The organism is Polaribacter septentrionalilitoris (genome assembly GCF_009832745.1).
Taxonomy (GTDB): domain Bacteria; phylum Bacteroidota; class Bacteroidia; order Flavobacteriales; family Flavobacteriaceae; genus Polaribacter; species Polaribacter septentrionalilitoris.
This window is the reverse complement of the sequence record NZ_VRMJ01000014.1, coordinates 324,942-341,158: the sequence shown is the minus strand read 5'-3', so window position 1 is coordinate 341,158 and position 16,217 is coordinate 324,942. Positions and strand designations below refer to the sequence as shown.

The window sequence follows — 16,217 nt, the reverse complement described above, 5'->3', positions numbered from 1 at the left end:
AGTCTTTTCTTGTTGTTGTTACTATTTATCAACCCGACAATAAAACAGACAGAACTTCAAAATATAAAACCTAAGTTATCGCTTTTAATTGATGATTCTCAATCTATTTCATTTTTTAAGGAGCAAAAAAGTATGCAAGATATTATTGCTAAACTTGCTGATGATAAAGAAATTAATGAAAAATTTGATATTAAGGAATTTCTATTTAAAAGTGATGTAAAACTTAAAGATAGTGTCACTTTTACAGGGGTTAATACTAATATTTATAAGGGATTAAAACTCGTTAATAATTTGTATAAAGATTATGTTTCTCCCGTGGTTTTATTGTCTGATGGTAATCAAACAATTGGTAATGATTATAATTTTATCAATTCTAATCAAAATATTTATCCTGTAGTTTTTGGTGATACAACAAAATATAAAGACTTAAAAATCAATCAGCTTAACGTTAATAAATACAGTTATATCAAAAATAAGTTTCCTGTTGAAGTATTAGTTCATTATGAAGGCAGAGAAACAGTAAATTCTAGGCTAAATATTTATAAGAAAGGTAAAGTGGTTTTTTCTAAAAGATTAAAATTTTCTGAAGCTAACAATTCTGAATCAATCACCACTAATTTAACTTCATCAGAAAAAGGACTTCAATATTACACTGCAAGCATTCTAAAAATTGAAAGTGAAAAAAACACAAAAAATAATACTAAAACTTTCTCTGTAGAAGTTATAGATGAACAAACAAAAGTTCTTTTATTAACCTCAGTATTGCATCCAGATATTGGAGCCTTAAAAAAAGCCATTGAAAGTAATAAACAACGTTCTTTAGATATTTTTACCATTGATGATTTTAATGATCAATTAAATAACTATCAATTAGTTGTATTGTTTGGTGTAAACAATAGGTTTAAGAATGTGATAAATGAAATAAAAAAACATAATAGCAATTATATTTTGGTTTCCGGTCCAAATTCTGATTGGAATTTTATCAATCAACAGCAATTAGGATTTCAAAAAAATGCAATCAATCAAACAGAAAACTTTGGCGCAATTCTTAATAATGGATTTTTAACTTTTTCACAAAAAGATATTGGTTTTAATCAGTTTCCTCCCTTATTAGATAAGTTTGGAGAAGTAGTAATTTCTAAAGAACATCAAACTTTATTGTATCAAAATATTAACGGATTAGAAACAAAACAACCACTATTGGTTACTTTTGAAGAAAATAGTCAAAAAACAGCTGTACTTTTTGGTCAAGGAATCTGGAAATGGAGAGCAAACAGCTTTTTATCAACCAATTCATTTCAAGATTTTGATGTATTTATAGGCAACCTCATTCAATATGTAGCTTCTAATAAGAAAAGAGATCGTTTAGAAGTAAATACTGAGCGTTTAATTCCAGCAAACTCAAAAGTAATAATTAGTGCATTTTATACAGATCAAAATTTTAAATTTGACAATAGAGCCTCTTTAGAAGTTACCATAACCAATTCAGAAACTCAAGAAGTACTAAAGTCTCCTTTTTCTCTAATCAATAATTCATATCAAACTGAAATAGAGAGTTTACCTTCTGGTGATTATCAATATAAAGTGGCTGTTTTAGGTCAAAATATTAATAAATACGGTAAATTTAAAATTACAGATTTTTTAATCGAAGAGCAATTTACGAGAGCTAATACAGAAAAACTTCTCCAATTAGCTGATAGAACAGGAGGTAAGCTATATTATAAAAGTCAGTTTAAAGATTTAAAAGAAGAACTTCTTACAAATACATCTTATTATACAATCCAAAAATCGATTACCAAAGAAAAAAACTTAATCGATTGGAAATGGATTTTATGTATTGTAATTTCCTTATTTTCGACTGAATGGTTTATCAGAAAATACCATGGAAAAATATAATTAAATTTTTTTGCATCTTTTAGCAATTTAATGCTTCTATTTTAAAATGAGTCATCAACATCAACATAATCACCATAGTTCAACAGAAAACATTCGTACTGCTTTTTTTCTTAATCTTTTTTTTACAATTATTGAATTTGTTGGAGGTGTTTACACCAATAGTTTGGCAATAACCTCTGATGCTATTCATGATTTAGGAGATAGCTTAAGTTTAGGTATGTCTTGGTATTTTCAAAAAATATCAGACAAAAAACCAACCAAAACATATTCTTATGGGTTTAAAAGGTTTTCATTATTAGGAGCTATAATAAACTCTGTTATTTTATTTGTTGGATCTGTTTTTATAATTGTCGAAGCAATTCCTAGAATAATCTCTCCAGAAGAATCAGATGCAAAGGGTATGATGTGGTTTGCAATTTTAGGAATTTTAGTAAACGGAGCAGCTGTTTTAAAATTAAGAAAAGGAACATCAATTAACGAAAGAGTAGTTTCTTTACACATCTTAGAAGATGTCTTAGGATGGGTAGCTGTGTTAATTGCAAGTATTGTTATGCAGTTTTGGTATTTGCCTATTTTAGACCCAATTCTTTCATTATTAATAGCATTATTTATTTTGTATAATGTATTTAAAAACGGAAAAGAAAGTGTTACAATTATTCTACAGGGTGCTCCAGCTCAAATCAATATAGATAACGTAAAAGAAAAATTACTAAACTTTAGAAAAGTAAAAAATATTCACGATTGTCATTTTTGGACAATGGATGGAGAATATAATGTCCTTACAATGCATTTAGTTGTTGATGAATCTCTAACATGGGAAGAAGGAAAAGAATTAAAATCTAAAATTAGAAATAAACTGCAAGAAAATTTTAATTTAAAGCATATTACCATAGAAATAGAGGTTTTTAAAGAAGATTGTGATTTTATAGATTGTGTTTGATAAACTTATGTTGTAAATTTGAAAGAATTTAAATTTTAATATATAATGGCAAATAATCAAGTTGATTTAAAATTCCCAAAAGGAGGAGTTTTTATAATAATAATTATTGTAGCAGTATTAATTTTATTTTCAAAATCTACAGTAACTATTGGACCTGGTGAAGGTGGAGTAGTTTTTGAAAGATTTGGAGATGGTATTAATACAGAAAAAACCTATGGAGAAGGATTTCAAATTGTAGCTCCTTGGAATGAAATGATTGTTCGTAAAGTACGTCAACAATCCGTTTCTGATGAAATGAATGTACTTTCTGTAAATGGATTAGAGGTAAAAGTTAATGGTACCATTTGGTATGAACCTGAATTCTCTAACTTAGGTTTATTGATAAAAACCAAAGGAGAAGACTATGAAAGAGAATTGTTAGATCCTGCTATTAATGCAGCAGCAAGAAGTGTTGTAGGACGTTACACTCCAGAACAATTATACTCTAGTAAAAGAGATGTTATTGAACAAGAGATTTTAGATGAAGTTCAAATATTACTAAAAGATCAGTATTTAATTGTAAAAAGAGTTTTGGTAGAAGATGTAAAATTACCAACAACAATTAGAACAGCAATTGAAACAAAACTAAAACAAGAACAAGAATCTTTAGAATATGAATTTAGGTTGGCAAAAGCTAAAAAAGAAGCAGAAAGACAAAAAATTGATGCAGAAGGTAAAGCTACTGCCAATAAAATTTTAAGTGCTTCTTTAACTGATAAAATTCTACAAGAAAAAGGAATAGAAGCAACGTTAAAGCTTTCTGAATCTAACAATAGTAAAGTTGTTGTAATTGGTTCTGGTAAATCTGGAATGCCAATTATTTTAGGAAATCAGTAATAGAAATCCCACATATAAAAAAAATCCAGCTTTAGCTGGATTTTTTTTGTCTTTAAATCTTCTAAGAAAGAAACTATATATCCTTTTCTTTAAGTCGATGAATAGTTTGATCAAATTATTTATTTCCACCTTTAAAAACATTAACTTCTTTGTTAGCAACAAATTAACAGAGATTCTTAAAGTTCTGTTAAACCGATTTTAGCTTGTAACGAACCTGATACAAAGGCGTCATATCAGTATAAATATAAAACAACAACACCATGAGTAAAGAACAGAATAATAATCAAAAAAGAGATAATTCATTCGAAATTGTACAATCAAAAAGAATGACTTGGAATACAAGGAGAAAGTATAACTACAAATACATTACAACAGTATTTTAGTTAGTAATTAGTTAGTTTTTAATAGTTGATAGAGTCAAAAGCGTTGCTTTTGGCTCTTTTCGATTTATAGAAGTTAGTTTTTAACCGGAATTTTATCACGCTCAATTTTACCTTTCTTGAGCGCTTTATAATTTTCATAACAGTCTAAAACGGCTTCAATCATTTGTAAATCTGACGCTTTTTTGATAAAATAATCTGAGTAATTACAGTCTGTTAAGAGTTCAGTTAATTCTTGACGATCCATACCAAGGTATTCCATCATTACTTCTCTATCAAATTTACCTGCTAACATTTTGCGTAAATCGTCTTCTTTTTTTAGCTTTTGTAGTTTTTTGAGTTGCTTCGGTTTTTTTCCAAAGAGATTGTAAAGAAAATCTACAGGTTGAAACAATGCAGCAATAGGAGAGGAGAAGTCTTTTCCTTTAGGTTTACCAACTTCATAAGTTTGAGGCAAACCGTTAATTTTAATCCTAGTAAACCTATCTTTTGGTACTTGTTTGATGTCAATCTCTAATACTCCAATAAGTTTGGTAGATTTAATAACAACTTCTTTTATGGCTTCTGGTTTTTCGTATAAAGCTATTAGTAATTCATTTCCTTTTAATAAATCGTTTGTGATTTTTAACTTAATGGACGAATAGCCTAAATAAGAAACTAAAATAGTATCATTTGCTCTTGTCGGAATTTCAAAAAAACCTTTATCATTGGTGATGGTTCCCTGAACAGTGTTTAAATTTAAAATATGTGCTGCACTTAAAGGCTTTTTATTTTCAGCATGAACAATTTGTCCTTTTAAATTTTTTACACGAATCGTATCGTTCTGAGAAAAAGTACTTATTGAAGCAAATAAGCACAAAATAATGAATAGTCTTTGCATAATGCAATATTACTAATAAAACTGCTTAGAAAGGTTAATTTTATGTGAAACAGTGTGATGTTTTTTTACTTTTATTGAAGTTTTAAAGTGCGCACGAGAAGATTCGAACTTCCACGAACTTGCGTTCACTGCCCCCTCAAGGCAGCGCGTCTACCAATTCCGCCACGTGCGCTCTACTTAAAACAAAAAAGTTAAGCGATAGCTTAACCTTTTTTAGTGACCGGGCTGGGGCTCGAACCCAGGACCCTCTCCTTAAAAGGGAGATGCTCTACCAACTGAGCTACCAGGTCATTCTTTAAATGGATTGCAAATATAATATCAATCATTTAAATTATTGATGTTTATTTGAAAAATTTTTACTCATATTTGCAGAAATATTTTAGACATGAAAATTATCTTATTAGGGTATATGGCATCTGGGAAATCTAGTATTGGAAAAAGGCTTTCTAACATATTGTCTATGCGATTTTTAGATTTAGATGATTATATTATTGATAAAGAAAAAATGTCTATTTCATCTATTTTTAAAAAGAAAGGTGAAGTTTATTTTAGAAAAATAGAACACCAATATTTAAATGAAATTTTAAATACAAAAGAAGATTTTATTTTAGCATTAGGAGGAGGAACACCTTGTTATGCAAATAACATGGAGCAAATTAGAAATGATAAGAACTCTATATCAATTTATTTACAGGGAAGTACACCAGTAATGATTGAGAGATTGATTCGTAAAAAAAGCAAAAGACCTTTAATAGCTTCTTTGGGTGATGAAAAAATTCCTGAATTTGTAGCCAAACATCTTTTTGAAAGAAGACCCTTTTACGAACAAGCAGAATACACAATAAAAATAGATCACAAACGTAAAAAAGAAGTAGCTGTAGAAATTGCTGAATTATTCAACCAAATACGCTAAAGCACCTTTTTCTGAAAACTCAACCTGTATATGTTCTTTTATTGAGGTAGAAAGAGAAATACCCTTAAAATCGGCTTTTACTGGATATTTTTTATGATTTCTATTGACCAACACTGCAGTTTTAAACTTTTTTAAAGGAACTTCAAGAAAATGTTTAATTCCGTAAATTAATGTAGTTCCTGAGCTTAGAACATCATCAACTAAAACCAGTGATTTATTTTTATACTCAGAAACTTCAAGAGAAGTAGTAACAGGTTCTAAAGGCTTTTTCTTGTTGATTATCACTTTACAGATTATTACTTTTAATGGTGATATTTCTTTCAATACTTCAACCAACTTTTCTGCAAAAACATAACCATTACCTACAATTCCTGCAACGATAACTTCTTTTTCAGATGCGTTAGTTTCATATATTTGATAAGCAATCCTTTTTATTTTTTGATTGATTTGTAACTGATCTAAAATTATATTTTCTGGTGTTGTCATAAGTCTTAATCTATATCGTCTTGATAATTATCAATATCTCTTCTATCTTTTTTTGTAGGTCTACCACTTCCTTTTTTTCTATAATAATCCTTAGCAAATTTTAGAAGTTCTGTCTTTTCAAATTCTTCTTTTGGGGTAATATCTTTACGATACAAATCTACCAATTTTGCTCCAACTCTACTTTTAGGTAAATCTAAAACTTTTATCTGATAATTAATTTGATTTTTTCGAACTAAAATAATTTCATTACTAAACACCTCTTTTGAGGGTTTAACTGATGAATTATTAATTTTTACTTGCCCTTTTTTACAAGCAGTTGTTGCAATACTTCTAGTTTTAAAAACACGAATGCACCATAAATATTTATCAATCCTCATAAAAATAGTTAAAATATAGACTTTGTCTTTTTACAAAGGTATAAAAATGGTAAATTGCGCCCTTAAATTTTCGATTTAAATGAATAAAATTAAAAATATTTTTGCCCTACTTATTATTAGTTTAGTGTTTTTCTCTTGTGGAGATAATAACAATGGAATAGTTTTTGACAATTTTGATCATGAAGGGCAAGCTTTAATAGATAATGATTCTCTAACACAATTTTTAAAGAATTTTTATTTTGATAGCTCTACAGAGGCTATTAAACCAATGGTTGCTGGCCAAACATCTTTAGCAGATGATACTTCTGGCAATTTAAAAACACTAAATGTTACAGAAAATGATATTGATTATACAATGTATATTTATGTGATTGATAGAGGAGGAAAAGATGCTAGTGGAAATATAATCAACGCAAAAGGAAGTCCAAGTGTCGTAGATTCTGTTTTTGCTAAATATAAAGGTCAAAGAATTGTAAGAAATGATAGCATAGGATCAGTTCCATTTGATCAGAATGAATCTGGTATATGGTTTACACTTGATGGTGTAATTAGAGGTTGGACATATGGTATTAGTGATAACTTAGAAGGAGGTAAAAACATAACTAATAACGGACCAATAACTTATGAAAATTTTGGTAAAGGAATTTTAATTATTCCTTCTGGTTTGGCTTACAGAAATTCAGGTACTGATGGAATACCCCCAAATGAAAATTTAATTTTTTATGTAAGTTTATTAGATTTTGTAAAAGGAACAGATCATGATAATGACGGTAAAGCTTCAATAGATGAAGATGCTGACGGAGATGGAGATCCAAGAAATGACTTTAGTGATGAGGATTTTCCTTCTACACCAGATTACTTAAATTCTAATGTCAATTAAAATATAATAATCCTAATATATAAAAAATCCCTTGAGTAACTCTCAAGGGATTTTTTATATATTATTTGTACTTATTTATTATAATCTATAAGACAAACCTAGAATTATTTGATTAATTCTAGTATCAAAATTTACATTACCTGCATTGCCGATAAAAGTAGATTCAATACCAGAGAAAGCTCTTTCCCATCTTACATCAATACCTATTTTTCCTAGTTCTATTCCACCTCCAAATTGAAGTCCTACTGTAAAACCATCTGCTTCTACATCAGGAATATCACTAAAACTAAAATCAGAATCTAATATGTATTGAAATGAAGGCCCAACATAAACATTACCAATTCCAAAAATCTTTTTCCCTAACAATACAGGTATGTCAATTTTTTGAAAGTTATATGAAGTTGTATTTCCAGATGTTTTATACAAAACTTCATTTTCTAAACTTGTATAAACCAATTCTGGTCTTAAATACAAACCAATTACTGGAATTTTAAAACGTAACCAAATACCAGCATGATAACCAGTTTTACTTTTTGCTCCGTCAAAAACATCAGTTTGAACTTCTTTGATAGAATTTGAGTTGTAGTTGATTCCTCCTTTAAGACCAAAATTAATTTGGGCATTTGCAGCTTGACTTAATCCTAAAGCCAAAACCATCATTAAAATTACTTTTTTCATATATTACTGTTTTTAATTAGACGCTTTAAATTGATAAAACGTTATTTTTTTCTAGAAATTACTTTTTTTACTGCTTTTAGAACTGAATTGGCATCTAAACCATATTTTGCCATCAATTGATCTGGCGTTCCTGATTCTCCAAAAGTATCATTAGTTGCCACAAATTCTTGCGGAGTAGGAGTGTTTAACGCTAAGGTTCTTGAAACACTTTCACCTAAACCACCTAATTTATTATGTTCTTCTGCAGTTACGATACAACCTGTTTTTGCAACCGATTTTAAGATGATTTCTTCATCTAAAGGTTTTATAGTGTGTATGTTAATGACTTCAGCAGAAATTCCTTGAGCTTCTAATTGTTCAGCTGCTTGTAAAGATTCCCAAACTAAATGTCCTGTAGCAACTATAGTAACATCTGATCCTTCTGTTAACTGAATTCCTTTACCAATTTCAAACTTTGCATCTTCTGGCATAAAAACAGGAACTTTTGGACGACCAAATCTTAAATAAACAGGACCATCAAAATCAGCAATAGCAATAGTAGCTGCTTTTGTTTGATTGTAATCACAAGGATTAATCACAGTCATACCAGGTAACATTTTCATCAAACCAATATCTTCTAAAATTTGATGAGTTGCACCGTCTTCACCTAAAGTTACACCTGCGTGAGATGCACAAACTTTTACATTTTTACCAGAATAAGCAATAGATTGACGAATTTGATCGTAAACTCTACCAGTAGAAAAGTTTGCAAAAGTACCCGTAAACGGAATTTTACCTCCAATAGTTAGTCCAGCAGCCATACCCATCATATTAGCTTCTGCAATACCAACTTGGAAAAAACGCTCAGGGTTTTCTTTAATAAATTGATTCATTTTTAAGGAACCTATTAAATCTGCACATAAAGCAACAACATTTGGGTTTGTTCTTCCTAATTCTGTTAAACCATCACCAAAACCAGAACGTGTGTCTTTTTTTTCTGTGTACGTGTATTTTTTCATTGTAAAAATTGTGTGTTGTATAATTTGGCGTAAAAATAAACTTTTATTTTGCTTTAAAGAAAAGAAAAGAGGGAATAGCAAAAAGACTATTTTACTTACTGTTTTTAGGGTTAAGTATTTGAAAGTAAATTTTTTACAATTTCATTAGTTCTTCATACAATTTGTGAACAGGCAAACCAACTACATTAAAATAACTTCCTTCTAACTTATTTATGGCAATAAAGCCAATCCATTCTTGAATTCCATATGCTCCAGCTTTGTCAAAAGGTTTGTAATTATTGATATAATAATTGATTTCTTTATCAGAAATTTTTTTGAAAGAAACTACTGTGGTATCATTTACAATGGTTTGAAAATCTTTACTTTTTATACTGATTGATGTAATTACTTCGTGTTTTTTTCCTGATAATGAGCGCAACATACTAAAAGCTTCTTTTTTGTTTTTGGGCTTTCCTAAAGCTGTATTTTCTAACCAGACAATGGTATCTGAAGTAATTAAAATATCATTTTCAGATAAGTTTGTGAATGCTTTCGATTTTAAATCGGCTAAATAATCTGTAATTTCAGATCCTTTTAATTCTGGTGGATAAATCTCCTCAACCTCTTTAAGTTGAATGGTAAAATCAATATCTAAATCTTTAAAAAATTGCTGCCTTCTAGGAGAACCAGAAGCTAAAATGATATTATATTCTTGTAGTTTTTCTCTTAACATTTATTGAAATTTAAATAATAACATTGATAGAATCCCTATTAACATAATACTTTTTAGAAAACTACTCAATTTAGAAAAGTCTTTTTTACTTTTTGCCACCCACAACTTACTCATAAAATAGATTTGTGGAAGTATTAAAAGGAGAATTCCATAACCTAAAAACAAATAATTATTCTGCAGAAACTGCAAGATTATAATAAAAAAAATAAAAAGTAATGATGAAAAAACAAAAGCAACCCTAGAAGCTCTTTCTCTACCAATAATAATAGGGAGTGTTTTAGCTTTTATTTTTAAATCTCCATCAATATCTTCAATATCTTTAATAATTTCTCTTATAAATGTTGTAAACATTGCAAACAAACAATATGCTAAAACAGGAAAATCAAAAAAGAGAACATCATTTAATTCTGTAAAGCTTAGACCTGTAATTAGGAAATATAATATTAAGATTGGAAATCCACATAAAAACGAAACAATCAAGTTTCCTAAAAATGCTATTTTCTTAAAAGAAAAAGAATACAGAAATAAAATCAATATTGAAAATAGATAATAGTTAAGTAAGTAAATTTTATGATTTTTATAAGAGACATAAAAACCAATAAAAAAACCAACTAACCCTAATAAAATACTAAGGTATAAAGCTGTTTTTTTTGAGATGTAATGATCAATAAATACCTTTTCTGGCTTATTTATTTGATCTGCTTTTATATCAAATAAATCATTTATAATATAACCATAGGCAGTAATAAGAACTATGCTGATGGCAAAAAGCACAAAATCAAAACCAGATAATTCTATATTTGGAATAAGATGATCTAATAAAGTGTACCTAGTTAAAACCATCGTTAGTAAAACCATCAACAAGTTCTTATAACGAATGAGTTTTAGAAAAGAAATCATTAAATTATGCGTTAAAACTCTTTTTAATTCTAGCTAAATCACGCTTATTATCTCTGTCTTTGATAACATTACGCTTGTCGTGAGTTTGTTTACCTTTTGCCAAAGCAATTTCTAATTTGGCAAAACCACGTTCGTTAATAAATAAGCGTAAAGGAACTATGGTATTTCCTTTAGCTTCAACATCTTTTTTTAAACTTCTCAATTCACGCTTATTTAGTAGTAAACGTCTTTCACTCTTTGGGTTATGATTAAAATGATGTCCAAATAAATACTCTTGAATGTACATGTTTATAATAAACAACTCTCCACGTTCATTAAATTCACAAAAACTCTCAGTTATTCTTGCTTGACTGTTTCTAATCGATTTTATTTCTGTACCAGTTAATTGAATTCCAGCAATATATTTATCTAGAATTTCAAATTCGAAACGTGCTTTTTTGTTCTGTATGTTTATTTTTTTCTGCATAATCGTCTTCACAAAAGATTAACAAAGATACATTTTTACTTTGGTCAAAGAAATGTAATTTTGAATTCTATTTATACCAAACACAACTAAAGAGAATGAAATACTTTTACTTGTTTACGCTGTTATTTTTAATTTCTTGTAATCCACAGAAGGATAAAATTTTAGCAAAAGATGTTATTGATAAAACTATTGTGTACTCAGGAGCCAACAAAGTTATAAACTCTGAAATTTCATTTCAATTTAGAGATAAAAAATATAATGCAATTAGAAAAAGAGGAAGTTTTACATTAAGTAGAAGTTTTGATTCAATAAAAGACGTGTTATCTAATAATGGATTTACAAGATTTATCAATGATAAAAAAGTAAATGTATCTGCATTAGATTCTTTAAATTATGCGAACTCAGTAAATTCTGTACATTATTTTTCTGTGTTGCCTTATAGTTTACATGATACTGCCGTAAAAAAAAGGCTATTACCATTATCAACAATAAAAGGTAAAATTTATTATAAAATTGAAATTACTTTTTCTGAAGAAGGAGGAGGAGAAGACCATGAAGATGTCTTTATTTATTGGATTGGAAAAGAAGACTATTTAATTGATTATTTAGCATATTCTTACAAAACTAATGGTGGAGGAATGCGTTTTAGAGCGTTAAAAGAACAATGTATCGTAAACGGGGTTCGTTTTGTAGATTATCACAATTATAAGCCTAAAATTAAAAATATTGAATTGATTGATATTGATAAAGCATATGAGAACAATCAACTAAAAAAGGTTTCTGAAATAGTTTTAAAAGATATTAATGTAAAACTTTTGGATTAATTTCATATATTAAACATACTATTTACCTTAAATAAAAGGATTGTATATGAATATTAAAAGTTGGATAATTGTTATTATAAATACTCTTATTGTATTTGTAGTATTGTTTCTTTCATTTACCTTTTACAAGGAGTTTTCTAAGGTTTTAGACAATCGTGTATTACTGCAATTAAATTCAATTAAAACACTAAAAAACATACAATTAGAAAAGCTTATTCATGCAGAATGGCAAAAATTTGAAGAAGAGAATGTTTTTAATACACCAAATTTTCAAATACCAGAAAACCAGTATTTAACCAAAGGAATTTATGATGTAACCCATTTGAATCCAAATCAACAAACTTCTATAGTCTTTGTTAAAATTTCTGAAGCTAAAAGAATAATTCACCTTTTAGATTATAAAAAAATTAAAAATATTTTATTAGAAAGAACAGGTATGGGGCTGAGTGGGGAATCTTACTTAGTTGGTGATGATTTTAGGCTGCGTTCTCAATCACGTTTTTTTCCAAACAAAACGCCATATACTATTATTGCAAAAACAGAAGGAGTAATGAATGCTAGTAATGGTTTGCAAAAAACAGGTGTTTTTCCAGATTATAGAAATATACCTGTATACAGCGCTTATCAACCTATTGAAATTGGAAATTTAAATTGGGTAATTCTCTCAGAAATAGATGTTAGTGAGGTTTCTAAACCATTAATAGAAATGCGTAAAAAGTTGATTCTAATTACAGTTTTCATAATTATTGTTTCTGTTGTTTTATCACTTTTCCTAACTAGAATCATTACACAACCTATTATTGAAATGAAGGAGAAATTAATGGTAATGGCTAAAGGGAATTATACTGAAAAAAATGAGTTAGGTTCTTCTTATTATTCTTTTTTATCAAAACCCAAAGAAATTAATGAAATGTTTGAAGCGCTAAGTAGTTTAAAAACAGCACTTTCTGGAGCTGTGGATTTTTCTGTGGATGTTGGTAATATGAATCTAACGTCAAATTATAGTCCAAAAAGTTCTGATGATTTACTTGGGCAAACGCTTTTAAAAATGCGTGAAAAGTTGATAGATTTTCGAAATAAAGAGCAGCAGGTGATCATAACCAACAAAAGAGTTTTGGTGGATCGTTTAGAAAATGAAAGAAAAAAATTAGCAAGAGAACTACATGATGGTATAGGACCCTTTTTAACTACATTAAAGTTTTACATTCAGAATAACATTCAAAAAGAAACTCACAAGGCTGAAATTAAAAAAATGATTGATACTACAATTTCAGAAGTAAGATCTATGACAAATGCTCTAATGCCCTCTACATTAGAAGATTTCGGAATTGGTCCTACGTTACAAAACTATGTTGAAACCATACAACAATCTGTAAATATAGAGATCAATTTTGATGATGCTTCAAAAGGAAATATCTCTAATGAGTTGGCTATTAATCTATTTAGAATTGTTCAAGAATTTATTAATAATACTATAAAACACTCACATGCAAAACAAATAAAAATCACCTTATCTGAATTTGATAATTTTATATCTTTATTTTATTTTGATGATGGAGGAGGATTTGATTTGGAAAAAACAACTTTTGGTTCTGGAATTACAAACATAAAAGAAAGAGTTGAAATCTTTAATGGTACAATAGATATCCAAACTAGTAATGGCACTACCAAGTTTGAAATTGAATTACCAATTTAATTGATAAAAATGATAAACTTAATAATTGCAGATGATCACGATTTATTTCGATTTGGTTTGTCTGAACTTCTTAAAAAGTATAGTGATATTAATGTTGTTAAAACCGTTTCTGATGGACAAGAACTAATAAAATCACTAGAAAATATAAAAGATATTGATGTAATTTTATTAGATATAACTATGCCAAATATGGATGGTTTTGAAGTTTTAAAAAGGCTCAGTTCAACAGAGTCTACCATAAAACCAATTATTATTTCTATGCACAATGAGGGAAATTATATTGCCAAATGTGCTAAAGAAGGAGCTTATGGATATTTAATAAAAAATGCAGATGCAGAAGAGCTTTTATTAAGTATCAGAACAGTTGCAAATGGTAAAAAATATTTTAGTCCAGAAATATCAGAAAAAATGGTAAACTTCATGTCAGAAAATAGGGTAAGTGCTAACCAATTATCCAATAAAGAAAATGAAGTATTACAACTTATTTCTAAAGGAATGACAACTAAAGAAATTGCAGCAAAACTATTTGTTAGTTCAAGAACAATAGAAACTCATAGAGCTAATATTCTAAAAAAACTTGAAGTAAAAAACACTGCAGCTTTAATTAAAAAAGCTACAGAACAAAAGATTTTATAACTAAACATCCGTATAAATACGGATATACATTTACCAATTTTCTTATAACAGTATAAGACTTGTTTCATGATTAATTTTATGGTAGTCAAACAATAGGGTTTGATATAACTATAAAACAACATCATCATGAAAAAAATAGTTTTAGTATTAGGAATTATTTTCCTCTCAACATCTGCTTTTGCACAAAAAAGAAATGATTTAAAAGGACCAGAATTTAAAAACTTTAAGGTTTGGGAGAGTACTGCAGAGCCAACAGTTGTGTATGTTGGTAGTCCAAAGAAAGGTTTAAAAGGGCCTGCTTTTAAAAACTTTAAACCTTGGCAAAAAAATAACAAGAATGCTACTTTTAAAGTTTTAAACATACAGTCAACTAAACCAAAATTAAAAGGGCCTGCATTTAAGAACCAAAAGCCATGGCAAAAAAATAAAAAAACAATCATTAAAAAATGATGTTGTTTAATGTCTTGATTTTAAGATGTTAACCTATTAAACCTCAAGATTATCTTGGGGTTTTTATATTTCTTAACAATAATTAATTTAATATGTCAATATATAACAAAGTAAAGTCTATTTTAGGAGTGCTAATCATTTTTATAATTATTATTACTACAAACCTTGTAGATAAAAATAATTTTAATAGAGTAAAGCAAACTGTTGTTAACATATACCAAGATAGGCTTATTGCCAATAATATAATTTTTGAAATATCTAAAAATATTCATCTAAAAGAAAAAGAGGTTCTGTTAAATAATTCTGCAAGATTATCTTCAAAAGATGATATTATTAACAGTTCTATTGAGAATTTAATTTTTGACTTCGAACAAACAAAATTAACCATAGAAGAAGCAAAAACATTAACTAATTTAAAGGATAATATTAAGCTTTTATTTGATTTAGAAAATAAGAATATAGAAAACCCATCACATGATCTTAAATCTAAGATGATGATGAAGTTTTCTGAAATTGATAAGAACTTAATCAAACTTTCAAAAATTCAAAAATTCAAATAAATGAAGGAAGAAGACAATTTTTTATTGGTAAAAAAGCGGTTTCAACAATAGAATTATTTACTCAAATTGAAATAGGAATTTTGGTGTTGTTGGCAATTACAATTCAGTTAATTATAATTTATGAACCCCAAAAAAAGATTGTAAATTAGTGTATTTTAAGAATTTTACTTGTTTTTTTGCCATTAGAAATAGTGACAATAAATAAGCTTGAATTATCATCATCTTTCATCCATTCATACTTCTTTTTACCCAAAATTTTATTTACAAAAACAGGAGTGGTATTGCTATGACCAACAACTAAAACAGTTTTTCCTTTTGTGTTTTGTTTAAAAATAGAATCGTACATTTTCCTTGGATCATAATTTACTATTTTTAAATATTTACTATCTGCAGTTGGTTTTGCAGTTTGCATTGTTCTATTGTAATTTGTAGAATATACAGCGTCTAGATCTATCAAATCAAAATATTTAGCCCATGTTTTTGCTCTTTTAAGGCCCTTATCATTCAAATTAGGATTTCTATTAGTTTTGTCTGTTCTGTCTTTTTCTGCATGTCGAATTAAATAATACGTAGTAGTTTCATCAGAAGTACAAGAGGTTAAGATTGTTAATGTAACAATAAAAAGCAATAAAAATTGTTTCATGATATTTAAATTAGATGACTAATATA

At 28.0% G+C, this 16,217-nt stretch carries 20 protein-coding genes and 2 tRNA genes; 11 read left to right on the top strand and 11 right to left on the bottom strand.

Annotated elements, in window-relative coordinates:
- Window positions 1-132: 132 nt before the first annotated feature.
- The 4 genes from FP421_RS03640 (at window position 133) to FP421_RS15260 (ending at window position 4,095) form a co-directional block, all read left to right on the top strand.
- A complete protein-coding gene (locus FP421_RS03640) occupies window positions 133-1,896 on the top strand; it encodes a VWA domain-containing protein (protein ID WP_236548013.1) in 1,764 nt (587 codons plus the stop codon).
- Between the two features lie 46 nt (window positions 1,897-1,942).
- Entirely contained in the window at window positions 1,943-2,836 is an 894-nt protein-coding gene (locus tag FP421_RS03635; RefSeq protein ID WP_159947691.1) for a cation diffusion facilitator family transporter, read from the top strand.
- Window positions 2,837-2,881: 45 nt separating this feature from the next.
- Window positions 2,882-3,712 carry a prohibitin family protein gene (locus FP421_RS03630; RefSeq protein WP_159947689.1) on the top strand — a complete coding sequence of 277 codons (831 nt, stop codon included), beginning with the start codon at window positions 2,882-2,884 and terminating at the stop codon, window positions 3,710-3,712.
- Window positions 3,713-3,972: 260 nt separating this feature from the next.
- Entirely contained in the window at window positions 3,973-4,095 is a 123-nt protein-coding gene (locus FP421_RS15260; RefSeq protein ID WP_262885935.1) for a hypothetical protein, read from the top strand.
- A gap of 73 nt (window positions 4,096-4,168) precedes the next feature.
- Here FP421_RS15260 and FP421_RS03625 read toward each other — a convergent pair whose 3' ends face one another.
- The 3 genes from FP421_RS03625 to FP421_RS03615 form a co-directional block, all read right to left on the bottom strand.
- The gene (locus FP421_RS03625) at window positions 4,169-4,972 is read right to left on the bottom strand and encodes a carboxypeptidase-like regulatory domain-containing protein (protein WP_159947687.1); all 804 of its coding nucleotides are present in this window, start codon (window positions 4,970-4,972) and stop codon (window positions 4,169-4,171) included.
- An 88-nt stretch (window positions 4,973-5,060) separates the two neighbouring features.
- Window positions 5,061-5,144, bottom strand: a tRNA-Leu gene (locus FP421_RS03620).
- A 45-nt stretch (window positions 5,145-5,189) separates the two neighbouring features.
- Window positions 5,190-5,262, bottom strand: a tRNA-Lys gene (locus tag FP421_RS03615).
- Between the two features lie 95 nt (window positions 5,263-5,357).
- Here FP421_RS03615 and FP421_RS03610 point away from each other — a divergent pair.
- Window positions 5,358-5,885: a shikimate kinase gene (locus FP421_RS03610; protein ID WP_159947685.1), complete on the top strand. Its 528-nt coding sequence runs from the start codon at window positions 5,358-5,360 to the stop codon at window positions 5,883-5,885.
- Here FP421_RS03610 and FP421_RS03605 read toward each other — a convergent pair.
- Complete coding sequence (locus FP421_RS03605) at window positions 5,865-6,371, bottom strand: phosphoribosyltransferase domain-containing protein (RefSeq protein WP_159947683.1); 507 nt, start codon at window positions 6,369-6,371, stop codon at window positions 5,865-5,867. The two genes, FP421_RS03610 and FP421_RS03605, sit on opposite strands and share 21 nt — an antisense overlap.
- A gap of 5 nt (window positions 6,372-6,376) precedes the next feature.
- Complete coding sequence (locus FP421_RS03600; protein ID WP_159947681.1) at window positions 6,377-6,748, bottom strand: RNA-binding S4 domain-containing protein; 372 nt, start codon at window positions 6,746-6,748, stop codon at window positions 6,377-6,379.
- A gap of 79 nt (window positions 6,749-6,827) precedes the next feature.
- On the opposite strand from FP421_RS03600, the gene FP421_RS03595 reads away from it, so the two are divergent.
- The gene (locus FP421_RS03595; RefSeq protein WP_159947679.1) at window positions 6,828-7,628 is read left to right on the top strand and encodes an FKBP-type peptidyl-prolyl cis-trans isomerase; all 801 of its coding nucleotides are present in this window, start codon (window positions 6,828-6,830) and stop codon (window positions 7,626-7,628) included.
- A gap of 78 nt (window positions 7,629-7,706) precedes the next feature.
- Here the strand turns inward: FP421_RS03595 and FP421_RS03590 are convergent, their stop codons facing one another.
- The 5 genes from FP421_RS03590 to smpB form a co-directional block, all read right to left on the bottom strand.
- Complete coding sequence (locus tag FP421_RS03590) at window positions 7,707-8,306, bottom strand: porin family protein (protein ID WP_159947677.1); 600 nt, start codon at window positions 8,304-8,306, stop codon at window positions 7,707-7,709.
- A gap of 41 nt (window positions 8,307-8,347) precedes the next feature.
- The gene (locus tag FP421_RS03585; protein WP_159947675.1) at window positions 8,348-9,304 is read right to left on the bottom strand and encodes a transketolase family protein; all 957 of its coding nucleotides are present in this window, start codon (window positions 9,302-9,304) and stop codon (window positions 8,348-8,350) included.
- 133 nt (window positions 9,305-9,437) lie between these two features.
- Entirely contained in the window at window positions 9,438-10,016 is a 579-nt protein-coding gene (locus FP421_RS03580) for a Maf-like protein (RefSeq protein ID WP_159947673.1), read from the bottom strand.
- The gene (locus FP421_RS03575; protein WP_159947671.1) at window positions 10,017-10,916 is read right to left on the bottom strand and encodes a geranylgeranylglycerol-phosphate geranylgeranyltransferase; all 900 of its coding nucleotides are present in this window, start codon (window positions 10,914-10,916) and stop codon (window positions 10,017-10,019) included. It lies immediately after the preceding gene.
- Between the two features lie 4 nt (window positions 10,917-10,920).
- Window positions 10,921-11,382 (bottom strand): SsrA-binding protein SmpB, encoded by a 462-nt coding sequence (smpB, locus tag FP421_RS03570; protein WP_201288782.1) that lies wholly within the window; start codon window positions 11,380-11,382, stop codon window positions 10,921-10,923.
- 95 nt (window positions 11,383-11,477) lie between these two features.
- Between smpB and FP421_RS03565 the strand changes: the two genes are divergently transcribed.
- The 5 genes from FP421_RS03565 to FP421_RS03545 all read left to right on the top strand — a co-directional run bounded on the left by FP421_RS03565 (window position 11,478) and on the right by FP421_RS03545 (window position 15,548).
- Window positions 11,478-12,206: a DUF6503 family protein gene (locus FP421_RS03565; protein WP_159947669.1), complete on the top strand. Its 729-nt coding sequence runs from the start codon at window positions 11,478-11,480 to the stop codon at window positions 12,204-12,206.
- A 46-nt stretch (window positions 12,207-12,252) separates the two neighbouring features.
- Entirely contained in the window at window positions 12,253-13,902 is a 1,650-nt protein-coding gene (locus FP421_RS03560; RefSeq protein WP_159947667.1) for a sensor histidine kinase, read from the top strand.
- 9 nt (window positions 13,903-13,911) lie between these two features.
- Entirely contained in the window at window positions 13,912-14,538 is a 627-nt protein-coding gene (locus FP421_RS03555; protein WP_159947665.1) for a response regulator transcription factor, read from the top strand.
- 126 nt (window positions 14,539-14,664) lie between these two features.
- Entirely contained in the window at window positions 14,665-14,988 is a 324-nt protein-coding gene (locus tag FP421_RS03550; protein ID WP_159947663.1) for a hypothetical protein, read from the top strand.
- Window positions 14,989-15,080: 92 nt separating this feature from the next.
- A complete protein-coding gene (locus tag FP421_RS03545) occupies window positions 15,081-15,548 on the top strand; it encodes an MCP four helix bundle domain-containing protein (protein ID WP_159947661.1) in 468 nt (155 codons plus the stop codon).
- Window positions 15,549-15,693: 145 nt separating this feature from the next.
- Here the strand turns inward: FP421_RS03545 and FP421_RS03540 are convergent, their stop codons facing one another.
- On the bottom strand, window positions 15,694-16,191 hold the full coding sequence (locus tag FP421_RS03540) for a phosphoglycerate mutase family protein (RefSeq protein WP_159947659.1): 498 nt from the start codon (window positions 16,189-16,191) through the stop codon (window positions 15,694-15,696).
- Between the last annotated feature and the right edge of the window lie 26 nt (window positions 16,192-16,217).

Coding starts and splice junctions, on each gene's coding strand:
- FP421_RS03640 (WP_236548013.1), top strand. CDS start 133: ATGCAAGATATTATTGCTAAACTTGCTGATGATAAAGAAATTAATGAA.
- FP421_RS03585 (WP_159947675.1), bottom strand. CDS start 9,304: ATGAAAAAATACACGTACACAGAAAAAAAAGACACACGTTCTGGTTTT.
- FP421_RS03610 (WP_159947685.1), top strand. CDS start 5,358: ATGAAAATTATCTTATTAGGGTATATGGCATCTGGGAAATCTAGTATT.
- FP421_RS03630 (WP_159947689.1), top strand. CDS start 2,882: ATGGCAAATAATCAAGTTGATTTAAAATTCCCAAAAGGAGGAGTTTTT.
- FP421_RS03540 (WP_159947659.1), bottom strand. CDS start 16,191: ATGAAACAATTTTTATTGCTTTTTATTGTTACATTAACAATCTTAACC.
- smpB (WP_201288782.1), bottom strand. CDS start 11,382: ATGCAGAAAAAAATAAACATACAGAACAAAAAAGCACGTTTCGAATTT.
- FP421_RS03565 (WP_159947669.1), top strand. CDS start 11,478: ATGAAATACTTTTACTTGTTTACGCTGTTATTTTTAATTTCTTGTAAT.
- FP421_RS03555 (WP_159947665.1), top strand. CDS start 13,912: ATGATAAACTTAATAATTGCAGATGATCACGATTTATTTCGATTTGGT.
- FP421_RS03545 (WP_159947661.1), top strand. CDS start 15,081: ATGTCAATATATAACAAAGTAAAGTCTATTTTAGGAGTGCTAATCATT.
- FP421_RS03635 (WP_159947691.1), top strand. CDS start 1,943: ATGAGTCATCAACATCAACATAATCACCATAGTTCAACAGAAAACATT.
- FP421_RS03595 (WP_159947679.1), top strand. CDS start 6,828: ATGAATAAAATTAAAAATATTTTTGCCCTACTTATTATTAGTTTAGTG.
- FP421_RS03580 (WP_159947673.1), bottom strand. CDS start 10,016: ATGTTAAGAGAAAAACTACAAGAATATAATATCATTTTAGCTTCTGGT.
- FP421_RS03605 (WP_159947683.1), bottom strand. CDS start 6,371: ATGACAACACCAGAAAATATAATTTTAGATCAGTTACAAATCAATCAA.
- FP421_RS03600 (WP_159947681.1), bottom strand. CDS start 6,748: ATGAGGATTGATAAATATTTATGGTGCATTCGTGTTTTTAAAACTAGA.
- FP421_RS15260 (WP_262885935.1), top strand. CDS start 3,973: ATGAGTAAAGAACAGAATAATAATCAAAAAAGAGATAATTCATTCGAA.
- FP421_RS03625 (WP_159947687.1), bottom strand. CDS start 4,972: ATGCAAAGACTATTCATTATTTTGTGCTTATTTGCTTCAATAAGTACT.
- FP421_RS03560 (WP_159947667.1), top strand. CDS start 12,253: ATGAATATTAAAAGTTGGATAATTGTTATTATAAATACTCTTATTGTA.
- FP421_RS03590 (WP_159947677.1), bottom strand. CDS start 8,306: ATGAAAAAAGTAATTTTAATGATGGTTTTGGCTTTAGGATTAAGTCAA.
- FP421_RS03550 (WP_159947663.1), top strand. CDS start 14,665: ATGAAAAAAATAGTTTTAGTATTAGGAATTATTTTCCTCTCAACATCT.
- FP421_RS03575 (WP_159947671.1), bottom strand. CDS start 10,916: ATGATTTCTTTTCTAAAACTCATTCGTTATAAGAACTTGTTGATGGTT.